This window comes from Candidatus Rokuibacteriota bacterium, from assembly GCA_016188005.1.
Classification (GTDB): Bacteria; Methylomirabilota; Methylomirabilia; order Rokubacteriales; family CSP1-6; genus UBA12499.
Genome location: JACPIQ010000084.1, coordinates 42,892 through 59,422, shown reverse-complemented (window position 1 = coordinate 59,422; position 16,531 = coordinate 42,892). Strand labels below are relative to the sequence as shown.

The 16,531-nt window shown below is 70.5% G+C and carries 14 protein-coding genes and 1 pseudogene; 11 read left to right on the top strand and 4 right to left on the bottom strand.

What is annotated here, in order from left to right:
• Nucleotides 1-1,313, top strand: a 1,313-nt coding sequence (locus HYV93_16655; protein ID MBI2527601.1) for an AAA+ family ATPase, incomplete at its 5' end; no start/stop codon positions are given.
• 245 nt (nucleotides 1,314-1,558) lie between these two features.
• A complete protein-coding gene (locus HYV93_16650; GenBank protein ID MBI2527600.1) occupies nucleotides 1,559-2,089 on the top strand; it encodes a hypothetical protein in 531 nt (176 codons plus the stop codon).
• A 169-nt stretch (nucleotides 2,090-2,258) separates the two neighbouring features.
• On the opposite strand, the gene HYV93_16645 is transcribed toward HYV93_16650, so the two are convergent.
• From HYV93_16645 to HYV93_16630, 4 genes are read right to left on the bottom strand one after another with little or no spacing between them, the layout of a single operon-like run.
• Nucleotides 2,259-4,016 (bottom strand): ABC transporter ATP-binding protein, encoded by a 1,758-nt coding sequence (locus HYV93_16645; protein MBI2527599.1) that lies wholly within the window; start codon nucleotides 4,014-4,016, stop codon nucleotides 2,259-2,261.
• Nucleotides 4,013-5,128 carry a glycosyltransferase family 4 protein gene (locus HYV93_16640; GenBank protein MBI2527598.1) on the bottom strand — a complete coding sequence of 372 codons (1,116 nt, stop codon included), beginning with the start codon at nucleotides 5,126-5,128 and terminating at the stop codon, nucleotides 4,013-4,015. The genes HYV93_16645 and HYV93_16640 overlap by 4 nt, the downstream gene beginning before the upstream one ends.
• On the bottom strand, nucleotides 5,128-6,207 hold the full coding sequence (locus tag HYV93_16635; GenBank protein MBI2527597.1) for a DegT/DnrJ/EryC1/StrS family aminotransferase: 1,080 nt from the start codon (nucleotides 6,205-6,207) through the stop codon (nucleotides 5,128-5,130). Before HYV93_16635 ends, HYV93_16640 begins: the two co-directional genes overlap by 1 nt.
• Entirely contained in the window at nucleotides 6,207-6,716 is a 510-nt protein-coding gene (locus HYV93_16630; protein MBI2527596.1) for a flavin reductase, read from the bottom strand. Before HYV93_16630 ends, HYV93_16635 begins: the two co-directional genes overlap by 1 nt.
• Before the next feature lie 117 nt (nucleotides 6,717-6,833).
• Between HYV93_16630 and HYV93_16625 the strand changes: the two genes are divergently transcribed.
• The 9 genes and pseudogenes from HYV93_16625 (at nucleotide 6,834) to HYV93_16585 (ending at nucleotide 16,506) form a co-directional block, all read left to right on the top strand.
• Nucleotides 6,834-7,940: an Mrp/NBP35 family ATP-binding protein gene (locus tag HYV93_16625; GenBank protein MBI2527595.1), complete on the top strand. Its 1,107-nt coding sequence runs from the start codon at nucleotides 6,834-6,836 to the stop codon at nucleotides 7,938-7,940.
• A 35-nt stretch (nucleotides 7,941-7,975) separates the two neighbouring features.
• The gene (locus HYV93_16620) at nucleotides 7,976-8,683 is read left to right on the top strand and encodes a PDZ domain-containing protein (protein MBI2527594.1); all 708 of its coding nucleotides are present in this window, start codon (nucleotides 7,976-7,978) and stop codon (nucleotides 8,681-8,683) included.
• Nucleotides 8,684-8,792: 109 nt separating this feature from the next.
• On the top strand, nucleotides 8,793-8,957 hold the full coding sequence (locus HYV93_16615) for a zinc ribbon domain-containing protein (protein MBI2527593.1): 165 nt from the start codon (nucleotides 8,793-8,795) through the stop codon (nucleotides 8,955-8,957).
• Between the two features lie 16 nt (nucleotides 8,958-8,973).
• On the top strand, nucleotides 8,974-9,501 hold the full coding sequence (locus HYV93_16610; GenBank protein ID MBI2527592.1) for a type 1 glutamine amidotransferase: 528 nt from the start codon (nucleotides 8,974-8,976) through the stop codon (nucleotides 9,499-9,501).
• Nucleotides 9,498-11,270, top strand: coding sequence for a hypothetical protein (locus HYV93_16605; protein MBI2527591.1), 1,773 nt, complete (start codon nucleotides 9,498-9,500; stop codon nucleotides 11,268-11,270). Before HYV93_16610 ends, HYV93_16605 begins: the two co-directional genes overlap by 4 nt.
• Nucleotides 11,271-11,325: 55 nt before the next feature.
• Nucleotides 11,326-12,141, top strand: a pseudogene (locus HYV93_16600) (class I SAM-dependent methyltransferase).
• A gap of 454 nt (nucleotides 12,142-12,595) precedes the next feature.
• Nucleotides 12,596-13,750, top strand: coding sequence for a C4-dicarboxylate ABC transporter (locus HYV93_16595; protein ID MBI2527590.1), 1,155 nt, complete (start codon nucleotides 12,596-12,598; stop codon nucleotides 13,748-13,750).
• 72 nt (nucleotides 13,751-13,822) lie between these two features.
• On the top strand, nucleotides 13,823-14,491 hold the full coding sequence (locus HYV93_16590) for a TRAP transporter small permease subunit (protein MBI2527589.1): 669 nt from the start codon (nucleotides 13,823-13,825) through the stop codon (nucleotides 14,489-14,491).
• The gene (locus tag HYV93_16585; protein MBI2527588.1) at nucleotides 14,488-16,506 is read left to right on the top strand and encodes a TRAP transporter large permease subunit; all 2,019 of its coding nucleotides are present in this window, start codon (nucleotides 14,488-14,490) and stop codon (nucleotides 16,504-16,506) included. Before HYV93_16590 ends, HYV93_16585 begins: the two co-directional genes overlap by 4 nt.
• Nucleotides 16,507-16,531 lie beyond the last annotated feature (25 nt).

Below are 16,531 nucleotides of genomic sequence, written 5' to 3'. Positions count from 1 at the left end.
CAGTGACCAAGCTGGCGGAGGACCGCGCCGAGCAGTTCAAGCGCGCCCCGGACAAGGTCGCCCAGGAGATCGACAAACGGCTGCGCGCCGACCTGCGGAAGATCGGCGACTTCAGCCGGATCCACCCGCTGCCGCAGTCTGGCCAGGACGTGCCCGACGACATGGACGCGCGGCTGGTGGTGCTCGGCATCGACCACCCCTACGGCAAGGGAGGGGGCAGTGCCGCCGAGGCTGCCGCGAAGGCCATCTTCGAGTCCCGTGGCAACACCCCGCGCCTCTTCCGCAACACGCTGGTCTTCCTCGCGGTGGACCAGACGCGGCTCCAGGACCTCGACGAGGCCGCGCGCCGCTTTCTCGCCTGGGAGTCGATCGTCGCCGAGAAGGACACCCTCGACCTCTCGCCGCACCAGGTGCGGCAGGCGGAGGCGCAGAAGGACGCCGCGGACGGTGTCGTGACGGCCCGGCTGCCCGAGGCCTACCAGTGGCTGCTGGTGCCGGTGCAGGCCTCGCCCCAGGCCAGCGTCGAGTGGCAGGCCTTCCGCCTCACCGGGCAAGACGCGCTGGCCGTGCGGGCCAGCAAGAAGCTGAAGAACGACGAGCTGCTGGTGACCGCGCTGGCCGGCACCCGCCTCCGCATGGAGCTCGACCGCGTCCCCCTGTGGCGCGGGGATCACGTCGCGATCAAGCAGCTCGCCGAGGACTTCGCCCGGTACGTGTACCTACCACGGCTCAAGGACACGGCGGTCCTCCTGGCCGCCGTTCGAGATGGCCTCGGCTTGCTCCTGTGGCACCAGGAATCCTTCGCCTACGCCGACAGCTTCGATGAGGCCGCCGGGCGCTATCGGGGGCTGCGGATCGGGCAGCACCAGTTGATCGCTGGCGGCGACGCTGCAGGGCTGCTGGTGCGGCCAGAGGTCGCACAGCGGCAGGTGGAGAGGGACGCAGGGGGAAGGGCTGCAGGCGGTGAAGGGGCGACCGGCGAGCCGCCGGCAGGCGACCCGGAAGCGCGCCCCGGTGGGACAGGGCAGGCACCGTCCGGACCTGGCTCAGGGCCGGCCGAGGCCCCCAAGCCCCCCAGGCCGAAGCGTTTCCACGGCTCTGTGGCCCTCGATCCCACACGCGTGGGCCGCGACGCCAGCCGTGTCGGCGACGAGGTGATCGCGCACCTCGCCGGGCTGCTCGGTGCCACGGTCAAGGTCACGCTCGAGATCGAGGCCGACATCCCCGGGGGCGTCCCGGACACCGTGGTGAGGACGGTCACGGAGAACAGCAAGACGCTCAAGTTCTCGAATCACGGCTTCGAGGCGGAGTAGGCGTTGACGCCTTCCATTCCTGACGCCGCTCAGGTGTGGTCTCCGTCGCGCGCCCACTCAACCACCAGCAGGGCGGAGCAAGGGCCAGAGGACATGCTGACCCTCGTGCGGGAGGACTCCCCGGAGGGATCGGGGATGGAAGCAGAGAAACAGGGGCGGACGCTCCAATGCGGCGGGCGGCTCGAGGTGATCGTTCCGCAGGAACTTCATGTGTGTTGCCTGAAGTGGAACGAGGATCGTGGACGATGACGGAAGGAGCCTCGGCCACCATTCCGGCCACCGCCGCTCTTGCCGAGTTGCACGCTCTCTGCGGCACGACGGCGGCCGCGTTCCGAGAAGGACATCAACTGGCTGCGGGCTCTCACGAGCATACCGAGAGGATGCTCGCCTGGCTCAGCGGACTCATGGGCGCCGGGATCTTCTCCGTGCAGGGGCTGCTCGCGACCGCCCCTCTGCCGATGCGCCTGAGCGCCTTCGTGCCGTGGACGCTCGGGATCCTCTATGGGGTGCTGGGTCGCCTCCTACAGGGAGAACTCCCGAAAAAGGACGATCAGCAGCACTTCCGGCGGATTTCGACACTCGAGTTGCTCCGACTCGAGACGGATGCTGACCTCATCAGGAGGAACCTCCGTCCGATCCTCGAAGCGGCGACGTTCGCGAAAGACGAGGAGCGCCGGCGGCTTGAACGACTACTCACGGCGACCAATGGCGTTCTACCTCGCGCGCGCGCGTCTGTGTGTGCGCGTGTGTTGCTGTCGGGGTCGTCGCAGCCGTAACGACAATGATCGCGTCAGCAAGGTAGACGGGATGAGGGTTGGCACAGGGCGGCTGGGTGGCTCGCTCAAGGACTGGCGCCGGCCCATCGTCAACAAGTTCCAAGAGTCTGCCGCGGCCCGCGGCCCTCCGGGCCCCGGCGGCTCGCGGTCGAGGTGTTCCGCGAGAACCTCAGCCGGAGACGGGCGCGTCGAGCATCTGCAGCGCGGCGAGGCGGCGGTAGATGCCGTCCTCGCGCGCCATCAGCTCATCGTGGCGGCCCATCTCCGCGATGCGCCCGCCGTGGACCACCACGACCCGGTCGGCGTTGCGCACGGTGGCGAGCCGGTGAGCGATGACGAGCACGGTGCGACGCTTCATCAGCTCGGCCAGCGCCTGCTGCACCAGGAACTCGCTCTCGGCGTCGAGATCGGAGGTCGCCTCGTCGAGGATCAGGATGGGCGGGTCCTTGAGGAACGCGCGCGCGATGGCGATGCGCTGGCGCTGCCCGCCGGAGAGCCTGACCCCGCGCTCGCCGACCCGGGTGGCGTAGCCCTGCGGCAGGACCGCGACGAAGTCGTGGGCCTGGGCGAGCCGGGCCGCGTGTTCCACCTCCTCGCGCGTGGCCCCCGGCCTGCCGTAGCCGATGTTGTACTCGAGCGAGTCGTGGAAGAGGAAGGTCTCCTGGGTCACGATGCCCATGAGGGCCCGGAGCGAGGCGACGGTCACCTGCCGCAGGTCGTGACCGTCGATGGTGATGCGCCCAGCCGAGACGTCGTGGAAGCGGGGGAGGAGGTCCATGAGGGTCGTCTTGCCCGCCCCCGACAGACCCACGAAGGCCACCATCTCGTCCTTCCGCACGGTGAGGGAGATGTCGGTGAGCGCGTCCGTCTCCGCGTCCGGGTACCGGAAGGAGGCGGCCTCGAAGACGATGCGGTCCCGGAAGCCCTCGAGCGCATGCGCGCCGGGCGCGTCCGCGATGGCGTGCTCGGTGTCCAGGATCTCGAAGACGCGCTCCACCGAGCCCAGGGACTGCTGCACCGTGTTGGCCATGCGGGAGAGCTGGCGCACCGGCCCGTAGAGGAGGATCACGGCCGCGGTGAAGGAGAAGAACTCGCCGGGGGTCAGCGCGCCGGCGATGACCCGGTAGCCGCCGTACCACAGCGCCCCCATGATCCCCACCGCTCCCAGGACCTCCATGAGCGGCTCCGAGAGCTGATCGGTGCGGTGGTCCTTGAGGGCCAGCCGGAGCAGGCGCTCGTTCACGCCGTCGAAGCGCTCCTGCTCGAGCCGCTCCCGCCCGAAGGCCTTGACGATCTTGGTGCCGGTGAAGGACTCCTGGAGCACCACGTTGAGCTCGGCGATCTTCTCCTGCGAGCGCTTGTTGATCCGGTAGAGCCGGCGGCCGAGGGCCCGAATGGTCACGGCCACCGCCGGGAACACCGCCACTGCGATGAGCGTCAGGACCCACTCGCGCATGAACATCACCACGAGGAGCGCGACGATGGTGCCCACCTGGCGCACGGCCATGACGAGCACCGTGGAGGACAGCCGGGCCAGGCGGTTGACGTCCGTGACGACCCGCGCCATCAGCTCCGCCGAGTGCAGCGACTTGAAGAAGGCCAGGGGCATGCCCTGGATGTGGCCGTACAGCTCGCGCCGGATCCGTGCGATGACCCGCTCGCCCACCGCGGCCATGAGGTAGGACTGGCCGAAGCGTCCCGCGCCCTTGAGCAGGTAAGCGCCCAGCAGGGCCAGCGGGAGCAGCTTGAGCATCAGGAGGTCGCGCTTGAGGAAGATGTCGTCCATGGCCGGCTTCACCAGCCAGGCGATCAGCCCCTCCGCGGCGGAGACGAGGAGCGCCAGCAGCGTGCCCACCACCAGGATCCGCCAGTACGGCTTGAGGTACGGCGCCAGGCGCCAGAGGAGCGTGTAGCGCGGGCGGGTCACGCGCGGCCCCCCTGGGCGGCGAGGAGACGCCGGTAGAGCGCCTCCGTGCGCTCGACCTTGGCGTCGAGCGAGAAGTGCGCCTCGACCCGCTTTCGCCCGGCGCGGGCCATGGCCTTGGCGCGGGCGGGATTCTCGAGCACCCGGAGCAGCGCCTGGGCCAGCGCCTCCGGGTTCCGCGGCGGGACCAGCAGCCCCGTCTCGCCGTCGCGGATCAGCTCCGGCATCCCCTCCAGGTCGGTGCCGATGACCGGCGTTTCCACGGCGAGGGCCTCGCGCAGCGAGCCCGTGAGGCCGAGCCCTGCGTAGGAGGCGTCCACCACGACGTCGCTGCCGGCCAGGATCTCGGGGACGTCCTCCCGGTGGCCGAGGACGGACACCACGCCCGCGAGGCCGCGCCGCCGCGCCTTCTCCAGCAGGATGGGGATGCGGGGGGGCGGGGAGCCCACGAAGAGGAGCCTCGCCTGCGGCGCCTCGCGATGCACGCGCGCCATGGCGTCGAGCACGTCGTCGTTGCCACGCCAGGAGCGGATGCCCACCTGGGTGACCAGGGCGTGCCCGGGCCCGAGGGCGAGCGCCCGGCGGATGCCGCTGCCGTCCACCTGGGGATGGAAACGCCCGAGATCGGTGCCCGAGTAGATCACCTCGATCTTCTCGGCGGGGACCCCGGCCGCCACGAGCCCGCGCTTGATGGACTCGCAGACGGCGACCACCGCCGTCACCCGGCGGGTCGCGTAGCCGAGGCGGTTCCAGCGGCGCAGCGGGAAGCTGACGCCGCGGTTGAGGACGAGCACGGGGATCTTCACCAGGAGCCCGGCCAGCAGCGCCAGGGTGCGCGCCCTGCCCTTGTGGCAGTGGACGATCTCGATGCGCTCCTCACGAAGCAGCCGCGCCAGCGCCACGGCGCTTCGCAGGTCGAGGGCGTGACGCATCGGCAGGGGCGCGTGGGCAAGGCCCTCCGCGCGGCACTTCTCGGCCCAGATGGGGCTCGGCCGCGTCGCCACCACCACGCGATGGCCCCGCGCGTGGAGCCCCCGGGCCAGGCCGCGCAGCTGGATCGCGGCGCCCGTGAAGAAGTCCGCCTTGGGATAGAGCTGCAGGACGCGCAGCGGCATCAGCCTCCGAAGAAGTGACGCACCGCCGCGATCACCTCATCCACCTCCGCGTCGGTGTGACCGGCCGAGATGGGGAGCGTGAGGATTTCCTTGACGATCCGTTCCGTCCGCTCGAGGGGCAGCGGGCTCAGGTGCTCCACCGCCGGCTGCCTGTGGCAGGGCACCGGGTAGTGGATGCCCGTGGCGATGCCCCTGTCCTTGAGGAACCGGGCGAGCTCGTCCCGCCGGGGCGTCCGCACCACGAACAGGTGGTAGACGTGCCGGGCGCCTGGTCTCTCGACGGGCAGCACGAGCGGGAGCCCGGCGAGCCCCGCGACGTAGCGCCTGGCGAGGGCGCGCCGGCGGTCGTTCATGGCGTCGAGCCGCCGCAACAACACCCGGCCCACGGCGGCCTGGATGTCGTTGAAGCGCAGGTTGAAGCCCACCTCCGCGTGGACGTCCTTGTTGAGCCGGCCGTGGTCGCGGATCCTCCGGCAGCGCGCGGCCACGTCGTCGTCGTCGGTGACGAGGAGGCCGCCGTCGCCCATGACCGTGAGGTTCTTCGACGGGTAGAACGAGAAGGCGCCGGCGCGGCCGAAGCTGCCGACGTTCCGCCCCCGCCAGGCCGCGCCGTGCGCCTGGGCGCAGTCCTCGACGAGCCAGAGGCTGCGCTCCGCGCAAAGCGTCCGGACGGCGGCGAGGTCGGCCGGATGGCCGTAGAGGTGCACCGGGACGAAGCCCACCGTGCGGGGCGTGACCTTGCCCGCCGCGTCCTCGACGTCCACCGTGTAGGAGTCGTCCACGTCCACGAAGACGGGGACGGCGCCCGCGAAGCAGATGGCCTCCACGGTGGGAAAGGCGGTGTGCGAGGGGACGAGCACCTCGTCGCCGCTCTTGACGCCGACGGCCCTGAGCGTCATCCAGAGCGCGGAGGTCGCGCTGCTGGTGAGGACGGCGTGCCTGGCGCCATTGTAGCGGGCGAACTCCTCCTCGAAGGCGCGGCATTGCGGGCCCAGGATGTACTGGCGCGAGTCGATGGCCGCGAGGACCGCCCCCTTGATCTCGTCGTCCACGGGGGGGCGGGAAAGCGGGATCGCCATCAGCGGGGTCCTCCTGGCGGGTGAAGGCGGCCGTACCGGCCACGGTAGTAGAGGAGGGGCTCGGCGCCGGGGTCGGCCTGGCACCGGGCGGCCTCGACCTGGCCGACGAAGATCGTGTGATCGCCACCCGGGTAGGCGTTCACGGTCGAGCACTCGAGCTGCGCCAGAGCGCCCTCGAGCACCGGCAGCCCCAGCGCGCCCGGCGTGTGCTTGATTCCCTGGAACTTTTCTCCGCCGTCGCCCGTCGCGGGCGTCGCGAAGCGCTGGGAGAGCGCCTCCTGGTGGGCCCCCAGGATATTGACGGCGAAGCGCTCGCTCGCGCGGAGGGCGGGGTAGCTCTGCGCGATGTGGGCCACGCAGACCAGCACGAGCGGCGGATTCAGCGACACGGAGGTGAAGGCGCTGGCAGTGAGCCCCGTGGGATGCCCGGCGGCGTCCCACGCCGTGACCACGGTCACGCCGCTGGCAAAGCAGCCGAGCACGCGTCGGAACTCGTCGGGTCCAAGCACCTGTCTTTTCTAGCAGGTTCGACCGGATCTTTCAAGTTCCGCGGGGGCTTGCTTGACGCCTCGGGGGCTTCCCCCTATACTTCATTCGAGTCATCATCTTCGCTGTTCCGAGGACCCATGACGACATCTCCCGGACCCGCCATCACCGAGTCGGCCGTGCTCCAGGCGCTCCGCGCCATCGAGGATCCCGAGCAGCGCAGGGACATCGTGAGCCTGGGCCTTGTCCGCGACCTCGAGATCCAGGACTCGGAGGTGTCCTTCACCCTGGCCTTCACGACCCAGTCGCCCGCCGTCAAGGCGGCGCTCCACAGCGGGGCCTCGAGGACCGTGTCCGGGATCCCCGGCGTCAGCAAGGTGCGGGTGAAGATGGGCAGCGCCGCCCAGCCCGCGGCGGCCCCGCACGGCGCCCCGCAGGCGGCGGCAGCGGCGCCGGAGTTCATCCCCGAGGTGAAGCACACCATCGCGGTCTCCTCGGGCAAGGGGGGCGTCGGCAAATCCACGGTGGCCGTGAACCTCGCGCTGGCGCTCAAGCAGCGCGGCCTCCCCACCGGGCTCGTGGACGTGGACGTCTACGGCCCGGACGTGCCCCTCATGATGGGGGCCCGGGGGCGGCCCGGGATGTTCGACAACAAGATCCTCCCGGTGGAGGCCCACGGCGTCAAGATCATGTCCATCGGGCTCCTCGTCGCCGAGCGCGAGGCGCTGGTATGGCGCGGGCCCATGATCCACTCGGCCGTGCAGCAGTTCCTGCGGGACGTCGCCTGGGGGCCGCTCGAGTACCTGGTCTGCGACATGCCGCCGGGGACGGGCGACGCGCAGCTCTCGCTCTCGCAGATCATCCCGCTCTCCGGCGTGGTGATGGTCACGACCCCCCAGGATGTGGCGCTCCTCGACGTGCGCAAGGGGCTCACGATGTTCCGCAAGCTCAACGTGCCGGTGATCGGCATCGTGGAGAACATGAGCTACTTCGTGGCGCCGGACACCGGGAAGCGCTATGCGATCTTCGGGGAAGGCGGCGGCGCCAAGGTGGCCGAGGAGTTTGGCGTGCCGCTCCTGGCACAGATCCCGCTCGAGATGGAGACGCGAAAGGGGGGCGACACGGGACTGCCCGTCGTCGTGGGCCATCCCGAGTCGACCCAGGCGGAAGCCTTCCGCCAGCTGGCGGAAGCGGTGACGGTCCGGGTCGCGGCGCTGTCCGGCATGCAGCTCCCGAGCATCGGCTAGCCCTCCTGGCCCGTTTCCGGGGAGGTCCCTGAACGATGGGGGGGACGCGCGCGCGCGCTGGACTCGCCCTGAGCGCGGTCCTGGTGATGGCGTGGGCCGGGCTCGCCCCGGCGGCGGGCGGGTGGGGCTGGCTCGGGGTACGCATCCGCGATCTGTCCGAGCAGGAGATGGAGGAGATCTCGCGCCGGCACGGCATCCGGGAAGGCTTCGGCGCCCTGATCGTCGAGGTGATCCCGGAGACGCCGGCCGAGGGCGCGGGGCTCCAGCGGGGGGATCTGGTGGTCGCCGTCGCCGACCGCCCCGTCGTGGATACACGCGCGCTGCAGCGGTTCGTGGCCTCCTCGGGAGTCGGCGAGACGGTGCGGCTGACCGTGCTCCGGCGCGAAGAGGGACGCCGCCTCGTCCCGGTGCGGCTCGCGCCCATGCCCGAGGCCGTGGCCGCCGAGCGGATCGCTGCCGAGTTCGGCTTCCTGGTCCGCGAGTCCGAGGCTCAAGGCGAGCCGGGCGGCGCGCGGCCATCGGCTCCGCCATCGGTGACCGGAGTGCTCCCGGGCAGCCGCGCCTCGGCCGCGGGGATGAGGCCAGGGGACGTGCTGGTGGAGGTCAACGGGCGGCCGGTGCTCACGGTCCAGGCCGTGAGGGAGGCGCTGCTGGCCCTCTCCCCGGAGGCCCCGCTGCCCCTCGTGCTGAGACGCGGCGGAGAGCGTCTCTCGATCATCGTGGGGCGCCCCAGCGCGCCGTGACGGTGTCCCGAGCGCTCTACACGTCGGCGGGACTGCGGAGTATACTTTACGCGCGTCGGAGGCGCCGCTGTCTCAGCTCGTGGCCGGACCGCTGCAAGGAGGACCCGCCATGCCGCTCTACGAGTTCTACTGCGAGAAGTGCAAGAAGGAAGTCTCCATGACCCTCACCATCGGCGAGCGGGACCGTGGCGAGTACACGTGTCCCGGCTGCGGGAGCAAGAAGCTCCAGCCGCGGCTGGGGACCTTCTTCTCCAAGACCTCCCGGAAATCCTGAAGCGCAAGGAGGGGACATGAGCCTCAAGGGGAAGCGGATCGCGATCCTGGCCGAGAACCTGTACCAGGAAATGGAGCTGTGGGTGCCCTACTACCGCCTGAAGGAGGAAGGGGCCGAGGTGCTGGTGGTGGGCGCGGGCGGCGCCAAGTCGTACGCCTCCAAGCACGGCTACCCCGTGAGCGTGGACGCGCAGGCCGAGGCCGTGAGCGCCGCGGAGTTCGACGCGGTGATCGTGCCGGGGGGGTATGCCCCGGACATCATGCGGCGCCACGAGGCCATGGTGCGGCTGGTGCGCGAGGCGGCGCGGCACGGCAAGGTGGTGGCGGCGATCTGCCACGCCGGCTGGATGCTCGTCAGCGCCGACGTGGTCCGGGGGAAGGAGGCGACCTCGTTCTTCTCCATCAAGGACGACCTGGTGAATGCGGGCGCCCGCTGGGTGGACCGCGAGGTCGTCGTGGACGGCACTCTCATCACCTCGCGCAAGCCGGATGATCTGCCGGCCTTCTGCCGCGAGATCGTCCGGGCGCTCTCGAAGAGCGCGTGATCGTCCTCGGCGTCAACGAGACTCACTGCGCCACCGCGGCCGTCCTCGTGGACGGCCGCGTCGTCGGGTGCGCCTCCGAGGAGCGCTTCTCGCGCCTGAAGAACGACGCCGGTTACCCGCGCCGGGCGATCGACGCCCTGCTGGCCGAGCTGGGCATCGTCCCCTCCCGGATCGACGTCGTGGCCCTGGCCGGCGCGCGCGCCGCGTCGCGCGAGTGGCTCAACCGGGTCCTCCACGACGACGCGTACGCCAGGGAGTACTACGGCCTCGCGTGGCCCTCGCCGCGGCGCGCGCTCCGGAAGCGCGTGCGGAAGCTGGGCGCCCGGTTCGGCCTCATGGATGCCTCGCGCGGCAAGTTCGGCCTGCCCCAGAGCGAGCGGCTGGCCCTGGTCGCCGGACACCTGGGGATCGGGGCCGACCGGATCGTGTGCCTGGACCACCACGCCTGCCACGCCGCCGCCGCCTACTACGGCTCGGGCTGGGCCGGGCCCGCCACGCGGGAGGCGGGCGCCCTGGTCCTCACCAACGACAACTCCGGCGACGGCCTCTGCGCCACGGCCTCCAGCGGGCGCGGGTGGGACCTCGTCCGTCACGAGGCAGCCTCGAGCGCGCCGGGCTCCCTCGGCGCCTTCTACTCGTTCGTGACGCTGGCGCTGGGGATGAAGTTCGGCGAGCACGAGTACAAGGTGATGGGGCTCGCGCCCTATGCCCCCGAGGGGCGGGCGCAGCAGGCCGAGCAGGCGCTGCGCGAGGTCTTCGATCTCGAGGCGGGGACGCCGGCGCGCTTCCGGTGGCTCAAGCCAGGCGAGCGCTACGCTCTCCTGCTCCGGGCCACGCTCGGGTTGCGCTTCGACTGGGTGGCGGCAGGCGCCCAGCGGCTGCTGGAAGATACCCTGCTCCGCTGGGTGCGCCTCATGCGGCAGCGCCACGGCGGATCGCGCCTGGCGCTCGGCGGCGGCGTCTTCATGAACGTCAAGGCCAACATGCTTCTCGCCCGCGAGGAGTGGGTCCAGGATCTCTTCGCCTTCCCCTCCTGCGGGGACGAGTCCAATGCCGTCGGCGCGGCCTATCTCGGCTATCTCCAGGAGTGCGCACGGCGCGGGCTACCGGCCGCCGTCCAGCCCTTCGGCCCCGCCTACCTCGGGCCCTCCGTCACCGACGAGCAGGCCGAGGCGGTGATCCGCGACCGCAACCTCCAGGGCCGGTACAAGGTGGCCTTCCACGATCGCATCGAGGAGCGCATCGCCGAGCTGCTGGTCGGCGACGGTGTGGTCGCGCGCTGCGCCGGGCGCATGGAGTTCGGCGCCCGGGCCCTCGGCAACCGCTCCATCCTGGCCAACCCCGCGGATCACCGGGTGGTGGGAATCATCAACCGGATGATCAAGAACCGGGACTTCTGGATGCCCTTCGCCCCCACGATCCTGGCCGAGCGCGCCGACGACTACCTGGAAAACCCGAAGCGCCTCCGCTCGCCCTACATGATGCTCGCCATGCCGACCCGGCCCGACGCGCGCGAGGCGCTGACCGCCGCTCTCCATCCCCAGGATGCGACGGCGCGCCCGCAGATCCTCGAGGAGGCGTGGAACCCCGAGTACCACGCGCTGATCAGGGAGTTCGAGCGGCGCACGGGGGTGGGCGCGGTGCTCAACACGTCCTTCAATCTCCACGGCGAGCCTGTCGTGTGCTCGGCCGAGGATGCCGTGGACACATTCGAGCGTTCCGGCCTGCCTCATCTCGCCGTCGGCCACTTCCTCATAAGCAAGCGGTGATCGAGCGGGGCGCGGCGCCGGGCGCGGGCGTGGCGACAGCCCGTGTGCCCGCGCCGTGGTGACAGTGCCCGCACCGGTCCCCCTGCCGACGGTGGACGCGCCCTGCTTCCTCTGCGGCGAGAGCGCGGCGGATCCCCTGTGGGCCACGCCGGATCGCGCCTTCTCGGTGCCGGGCATCTACTCGGTGAAGCGCTGCCGGGGCTGCGGCTTCCTCTACCAGCGCCCGCGCGTGGCCGATGACCACCTGGCTGCCTGCTACCCCGACGGCTACCCCCGCCACCAGGAGCCGTCGCCGCGCATCCCCTTCAAGGGGTCGCCCTCCCGCGTCCGGACCGTGCGGTGGGCGCTCGCGACGGGTCTCGGCTACGAGGTCTTCCAGGGGGCGCACGCGAGCGCCCTGACGCGACTCCGCGCGAGGCTCCTTCTCCGCCGCCTCCGCTGGGATTGCCCGCCCTGGCGCGGGCATGGACGCTATCTCGACGTGGGCTGCGGCTCGGGCGGGGCCCTGGGCGTGGCGCGGGCGCTCGGCTGGCGCACCGCCGGCATCGAGGTGGACGCCGCCGCGGCCGAGAAAGCGCGGCGCTTTGCGGATGACCTCCACGTGGGTGACGCGCTGACGGCGCCCTTCGCCCCGGCGCGGTTCGACGTGGTGACGGCCTTTCATGTCCTCGAGCACGTCCCGGACCCGGTGGGCCTGGCGCGCCGGATGCTCCAGTGGCTGGCCCCCGGCGGGCTGCTCATCGTGGAGGTCCCCAATGCCGGTGGGCTCGGCGCGCGCCTCTTCGGGCGCGCCTGGTCCGGGCTCGAGCTGCCGCGCCACCTCTCCCACTTCGCGCCGAGCACCCTCGCCCGCGCCGTGGAGGAAGCGGGTGGCCGTATCGAGTGGTGCTGGCACCAGGCCAAGCCTCGCCACTACCTCTGGAGCCTCGGCCACTGGCTCCGCGACCGCGGCTGGGACGGGCTGGCCCGCTTCGCCGCGCGTCGGCCCGTCTACGGCCTGCTCAAGCTCGGTCTCGAGCTGGCCCTGCCGCTGGCCGCCCGAGCTGGCCACGGCGAAGTCATCCGCATCGGTGTAGTGCGAGCCGCAGCCGAAGGCGAGGCGAGCGGATATGGCGATCCCCCGAGCGGAGCGAGGCAGCGAGCCGCAGCCGCGCGAGCGAGGCGAGCCCACAAGCCGCTTTACGGCGGTCGGACCGGAGGTTACAATCCCGTTCGCCTGCCGCGCGAGCTGGGCAGCTTGCCCGCCGGGCCCGCCGAGGGCGGGAGGTATTCACATCCGGGGGGACGATCGTGCACTTCAAGTACGGACCACGAGGAGGTGTCTGATGAGCGATCCGCAAGCACTGACCGAAACGCCGCGCCGCAGGTTCCTGAGGGGCGCGGCCACCGCGGCCGCGGGCGCGGCCGCGCTCGGCTTCCCGACGGTGGTCAAGGCGCAGGGACCGATCTCGATGCGCTGGCAGAGCACCTGGCCGTCCAAGGACATCTTCCACGAGTACGCGAACGATTTCGCCAAGAAAGTCAACGACATGACCGGCGGCGACCTGAAGATCGAGGTGCTACCGGCGGGCGCGGTGGTGCCGGCCTTCGGCCTGCTCGATGCCGTGTCCAAGGGCACACTCGACGGCGGCCACGGGGTGCTCGTGTACCACTACGGCAAGCAGACGGCGCTGGCGCTCTGGGGATCGAGTCCCGCCTACGGCATGGACGCCAACATGCTGCTCGCCTGGCACAAGTACGGCGGAGGCAAGGAGTTGCTCAACAAGCTCTACGCCTCCATCGGCGCCAACGTCGTCTCCTTCCCGTACGGACCGATGGCGACGCAGCCGCTGGGCTGGTTCAAGAAGCCGATCACCAAGCCCGACGACATGAAGGGCCTCAAGTTCCGCACGGTCGGCATCTCCATCGACCTCTTCACGGGCCTGGGGGCGGCGGTGAACGCGCTGCCCGGCGGCGAGATCGTCCCGGCCATGGACCGCGGACTCCTCGATGCCGCCGAGTTCAACAACGCGACGTCGGACCGCATCCTCGGCTTCGCCGACGTCTCCAAGGTCTGCATGCTGCAGAGCTACCACCAGAATGCCGAGCAGTTCGAGATCACGTTCAACAAGACCAAGTTCGACGCCCTGCCGGCCAAGATGAAGGCGATCATCGAGAACGCCGTGGAGGCCGCCTCGTCCGACATGTCGTGGAAGGCCATCGACCGCTACTCGAAGGACTACATCGAGCTGCAGACCAAGGACAAGGTCAGGTTCTTCAAGACCCCGGACTCGGTCCTCCAGAAGCAGCTGCAGATCTTCGACGAGGTGCTGGTGAAGAAGTCGGCGGACAATCCGATGTTCAAGGAGATCGCCGCGTCGCAGAAGGCGTTCGCCGCCCGGGCCGTGAAGTGGGACCTGGACACCAACGTCGGCCGTCGCATGGCCTACAACCACTACTTCGCACGGCCGGCGGCCAAGCCCACCCCGAAGAAGAGCTAGCCCTCCGGTGACCTGTCCCTGGCCGGTCAGCCAGCCGGCGCCCCCCGGCTGGCTGACCGTTCTTCCGTGCCCATGAACGGCCGGCGCCTGCTTCACGCCATCGACCGGATCAGCTACTGGTCCGGCAAGACCTTCGCGTGGCTGATCGTGGCCCTGACGTTCGTGGTCTCCATCGAGGTCTTCAAGCGCTACATCCTCAATGCGCCGACGGCCTGGATCTTCGACTTCAACAACATGCTGTACGGCACGCTGTTCATGATGTGCGGCGCCTACACGCTGGCCGCGGCCGGGCACGTCCGCGCCGATTTCGTCTACATCTACCTGCCGCCGCGCGGCCAGGCGGCGCTGGACCTGGCGCTGTTCTTCCTGTTCTTCATCCCGGGCATCATCGGGCTCATCTACGCGGGGTACGATTACGCCGCCATCTCCTGGCGCATCGGAGAGCATTCGACCGTGACGGCCGAGGGCCCGCCCGTCTACCACTTCAAGACGGTGATCCCGGTGGCGGGCGTGCTGGTCATCATCCAGGGGCTCGCCGAGATCGTGCGCTGCCTCGTGTGCCTGCGCACGGGCGCCTGGCCTCCGCGGCTCGAGGACGTCGAGGAGATCGACGTCATCGACACCCAGCTCTCGCACAGCGAATACGTGGACGAGGAGTCGCGCCGGGTCGCCATGGAGGGGGCGCACGCCATCGACGAGGCCGCGCGTCACCGCAGCGCCGTGGAGCCCGAGAACCCGTGAGCGACCCGTCCCTCGGCCTGACGATGCTGGGTCTCATCGTGGTCGCCATCATGATGGGCTTCCCGACCGCCTTCACGCTGATGGGCCTGGGGATGGTCTTCGGCTACCTCGCGTTCTGGAACCCCGGCCAGCACTGGTACGACAACAGGGTCTTCGACCTGATCGTGCAGCGGACGTACGGGGTGATGACGAACGACACCCTGCTCTCGGTCCCGCTGTTCGTGTTCATGGGGTACGTCATGGAGCGGGCGGCGCTCGTGGACCGGATGTTCCACAGCGTGCAGCTCGCCTTCCGGCGGGTGCCGGCGTCGCTGGCGGTGACCACCCTCCTGGTGTGCGCGTTCTGGGGCATCGCCTCCGGCATCGTCGGCGCCGTCGTGGTGCTCATGGGCGTCATCGCCATGCGGCCGATGCTGAACGCCGGCTACGACGTGCGCCTGGCCTCCGGCGCGATCACGGCGGGCGGGACGCTCGGCATCCTCATCCCGCCGTCGGTGATGCTGATCGTCTACGCGGCCGTGGCCGGGCAGTCGATCGTGAAGCTCTACGCGGCGGCGATGCTGCCCGGCTTCTTCCTCACGGCGCTCTACCTCGCCTACATCCTCGGCTGGGCGATCATCAACCCCAAGATCGCCCCCAAGCTGCCGCCGGACCAGTACCGCGTCGCGGTGCCGGAGTGGCTGCGGCGTCTCGAGCGCGGCCCCTCCCGGCGGGTGATCGGCGGCCTCGTCGCCGCCGCGCTTCGGCCGGCCGGGCTGCGGGTGGGCTACGGCGCGATCGTCAAGAACCTGCTGGCGGTGTCGGTGCCGCTGGCCCTCACCGTCGGCACCTTCGGCGCCACCTGGTGGTACGTCGTCATCTACAATGCGCCCGCGGCCGCGACGACGGCGACGGCCCCCGCGCCGCGCGCCGCGGCCGTCGTTGCGCCGCCGACCACCGCGCCCCGCGCCGACGAGCCGGAGAGGCCACAGGAGCTGGGGGCGGCGGAATCCGTGACGGAGCCCGCTGATGCCCCGGCGACGGCGGAGGGGCCGCCAGAGGAGATGACCTCGCTGGCGGACCCGGCGAGCCGATCGTCGGGGGGCAAGATCCCGGCGCACTTCCACGCGTGGTTCTGGGGGCTCGCGGCGGTCTCTGCGCTCCTGCTCGCCATCTACTTCTGGCGCATGGACGGCGAGCAGCTCGAGATCCTGAAGGAGCTGGTGGCCTCCGTGGTGCCGCTCGGGGTGCTCACCGCCGTGGTGCTGGCGGTGATCCTCTTCGGCATCACGACGGCGACGGAGTCGGCGGCCATCGGCGCGCTCGGGGCGCTGTATCTCGCCGTGATGGCGAAGTTCCTGCGGCAGGTCCTGTGGTGGAGCCTCGCCGGGGCGCTCGTGGGGATCGCGCTCGGGTGGTGGCGGGGCGAGGAGGTCGTCTCGTTGCTGGTGGCGGCCTCCATCGGGGGGACGCTGGCGGGCACCGTCGGGCCGGGGCTGTGGAATCTCAGAACCTCTCGCGAGCTCCGGGTCAACCTGCAGCAGTCGACCTTCCTCACCGCCAAGACCACCGCGATGGTGTGCTGGCTCTTCGTGGGCTCAGCGCTCTTCTCCGCCGTCTTCGCCCTGCACGGCGGCCAGGGCCTGATCGAGCGCTGGGTGCTCGGCATGAACCTCTCACCGATGGGGTTCATGATCACGGCGCAGGCGATCATCTTCCTGCTGGGCTGGCCGCTGGAGTGGACGGAGATCATCGTGATCTTCTGCCCGATCTTCATCCCGCTGCTCACCCACTTCCAGATCGACCCGATCCTCTTCGGCACCATGGTGGCGGTGAATCTCCAGGCCGCGTTCCTCTCGCCCCCCGTGGCGATGTCCGCGTTCTACCTCAAGGGCGTCTCGCCGAAGCACGTGACGCTCAACCAGATCTTTGCCGGGATGATGCCGTACATGGTCATCGTCCTCATCTGCCTCGCGTTCATGTATATCTGGCCGGGCATGACGCTCTGGCTGCCGGAGTTCCTGTACGGGAACTGAGGGAGCCGCGGCGCGGCCGGCTCCC

Excerpts from the sequence above, each read along its gene's own strand:
- HYV93_16650 (MBI2527600.1), top strand. The coding sequence starts at position 1,559 with ATGACGGAAGGAGCCTCGGCCACCATTCCGGCCACCGCCGCTCTTGCC.
- HYV93_16640 (MBI2527598.1), bottom strand. The coding sequence starts at position 5,128 with ATGCCGCTGCGCGTCCTGCAGCTCTATCCCAAGGCGGACTTCTTCACG.
- HYV93_16635 (MBI2527597.1), bottom strand. The coding sequence starts at position 6,207 with ATGGCGATCCCGCTTTCCCGCCCCCCCGTGGACGACGAGATCAAGGGG.
- HYV93_16625 (MBI2527595.1), top strand. The coding sequence starts at position 6,834 with ATGACGACATCTCCCGGACCCGCCATCACCGAGTCGGCCGTGCTCCAG.
- HYV93_16620 (MBI2527594.1), top strand. The coding sequence starts at position 7,976 with ATGGGGGGGACGCGCGCGCGCGCTGGACTCGCCCTGAGCGCGGTCCTG.
- HYV93_16615 (MBI2527593.1), top strand. The coding sequence starts at position 8,793 with ATGCCGCTCTACGAGTTCTACTGCGAGAAGTGCAAGAAGGAAGTCTCC.
- HYV93_16610 (MBI2527592.1), top strand. The coding sequence starts at position 8,974 with ATGAGCCTCAAGGGGAAGCGGATCGCGATCCTGGCCGAGAACCTGTAC.
- HYV93_16595 (MBI2527590.1), top strand. The coding sequence starts at position 12,596 with ATGAGCGATCCGCAAGCACTGACCGAAACGCCGCGCCGCAGGTTCCTG.
- HYV93_16590 (MBI2527589.1), top strand. The coding sequence starts at position 13,823 with ATGAACGGCCGGCGCCTGCTTCACGCCATCGACCGGATCAGCTACTGG.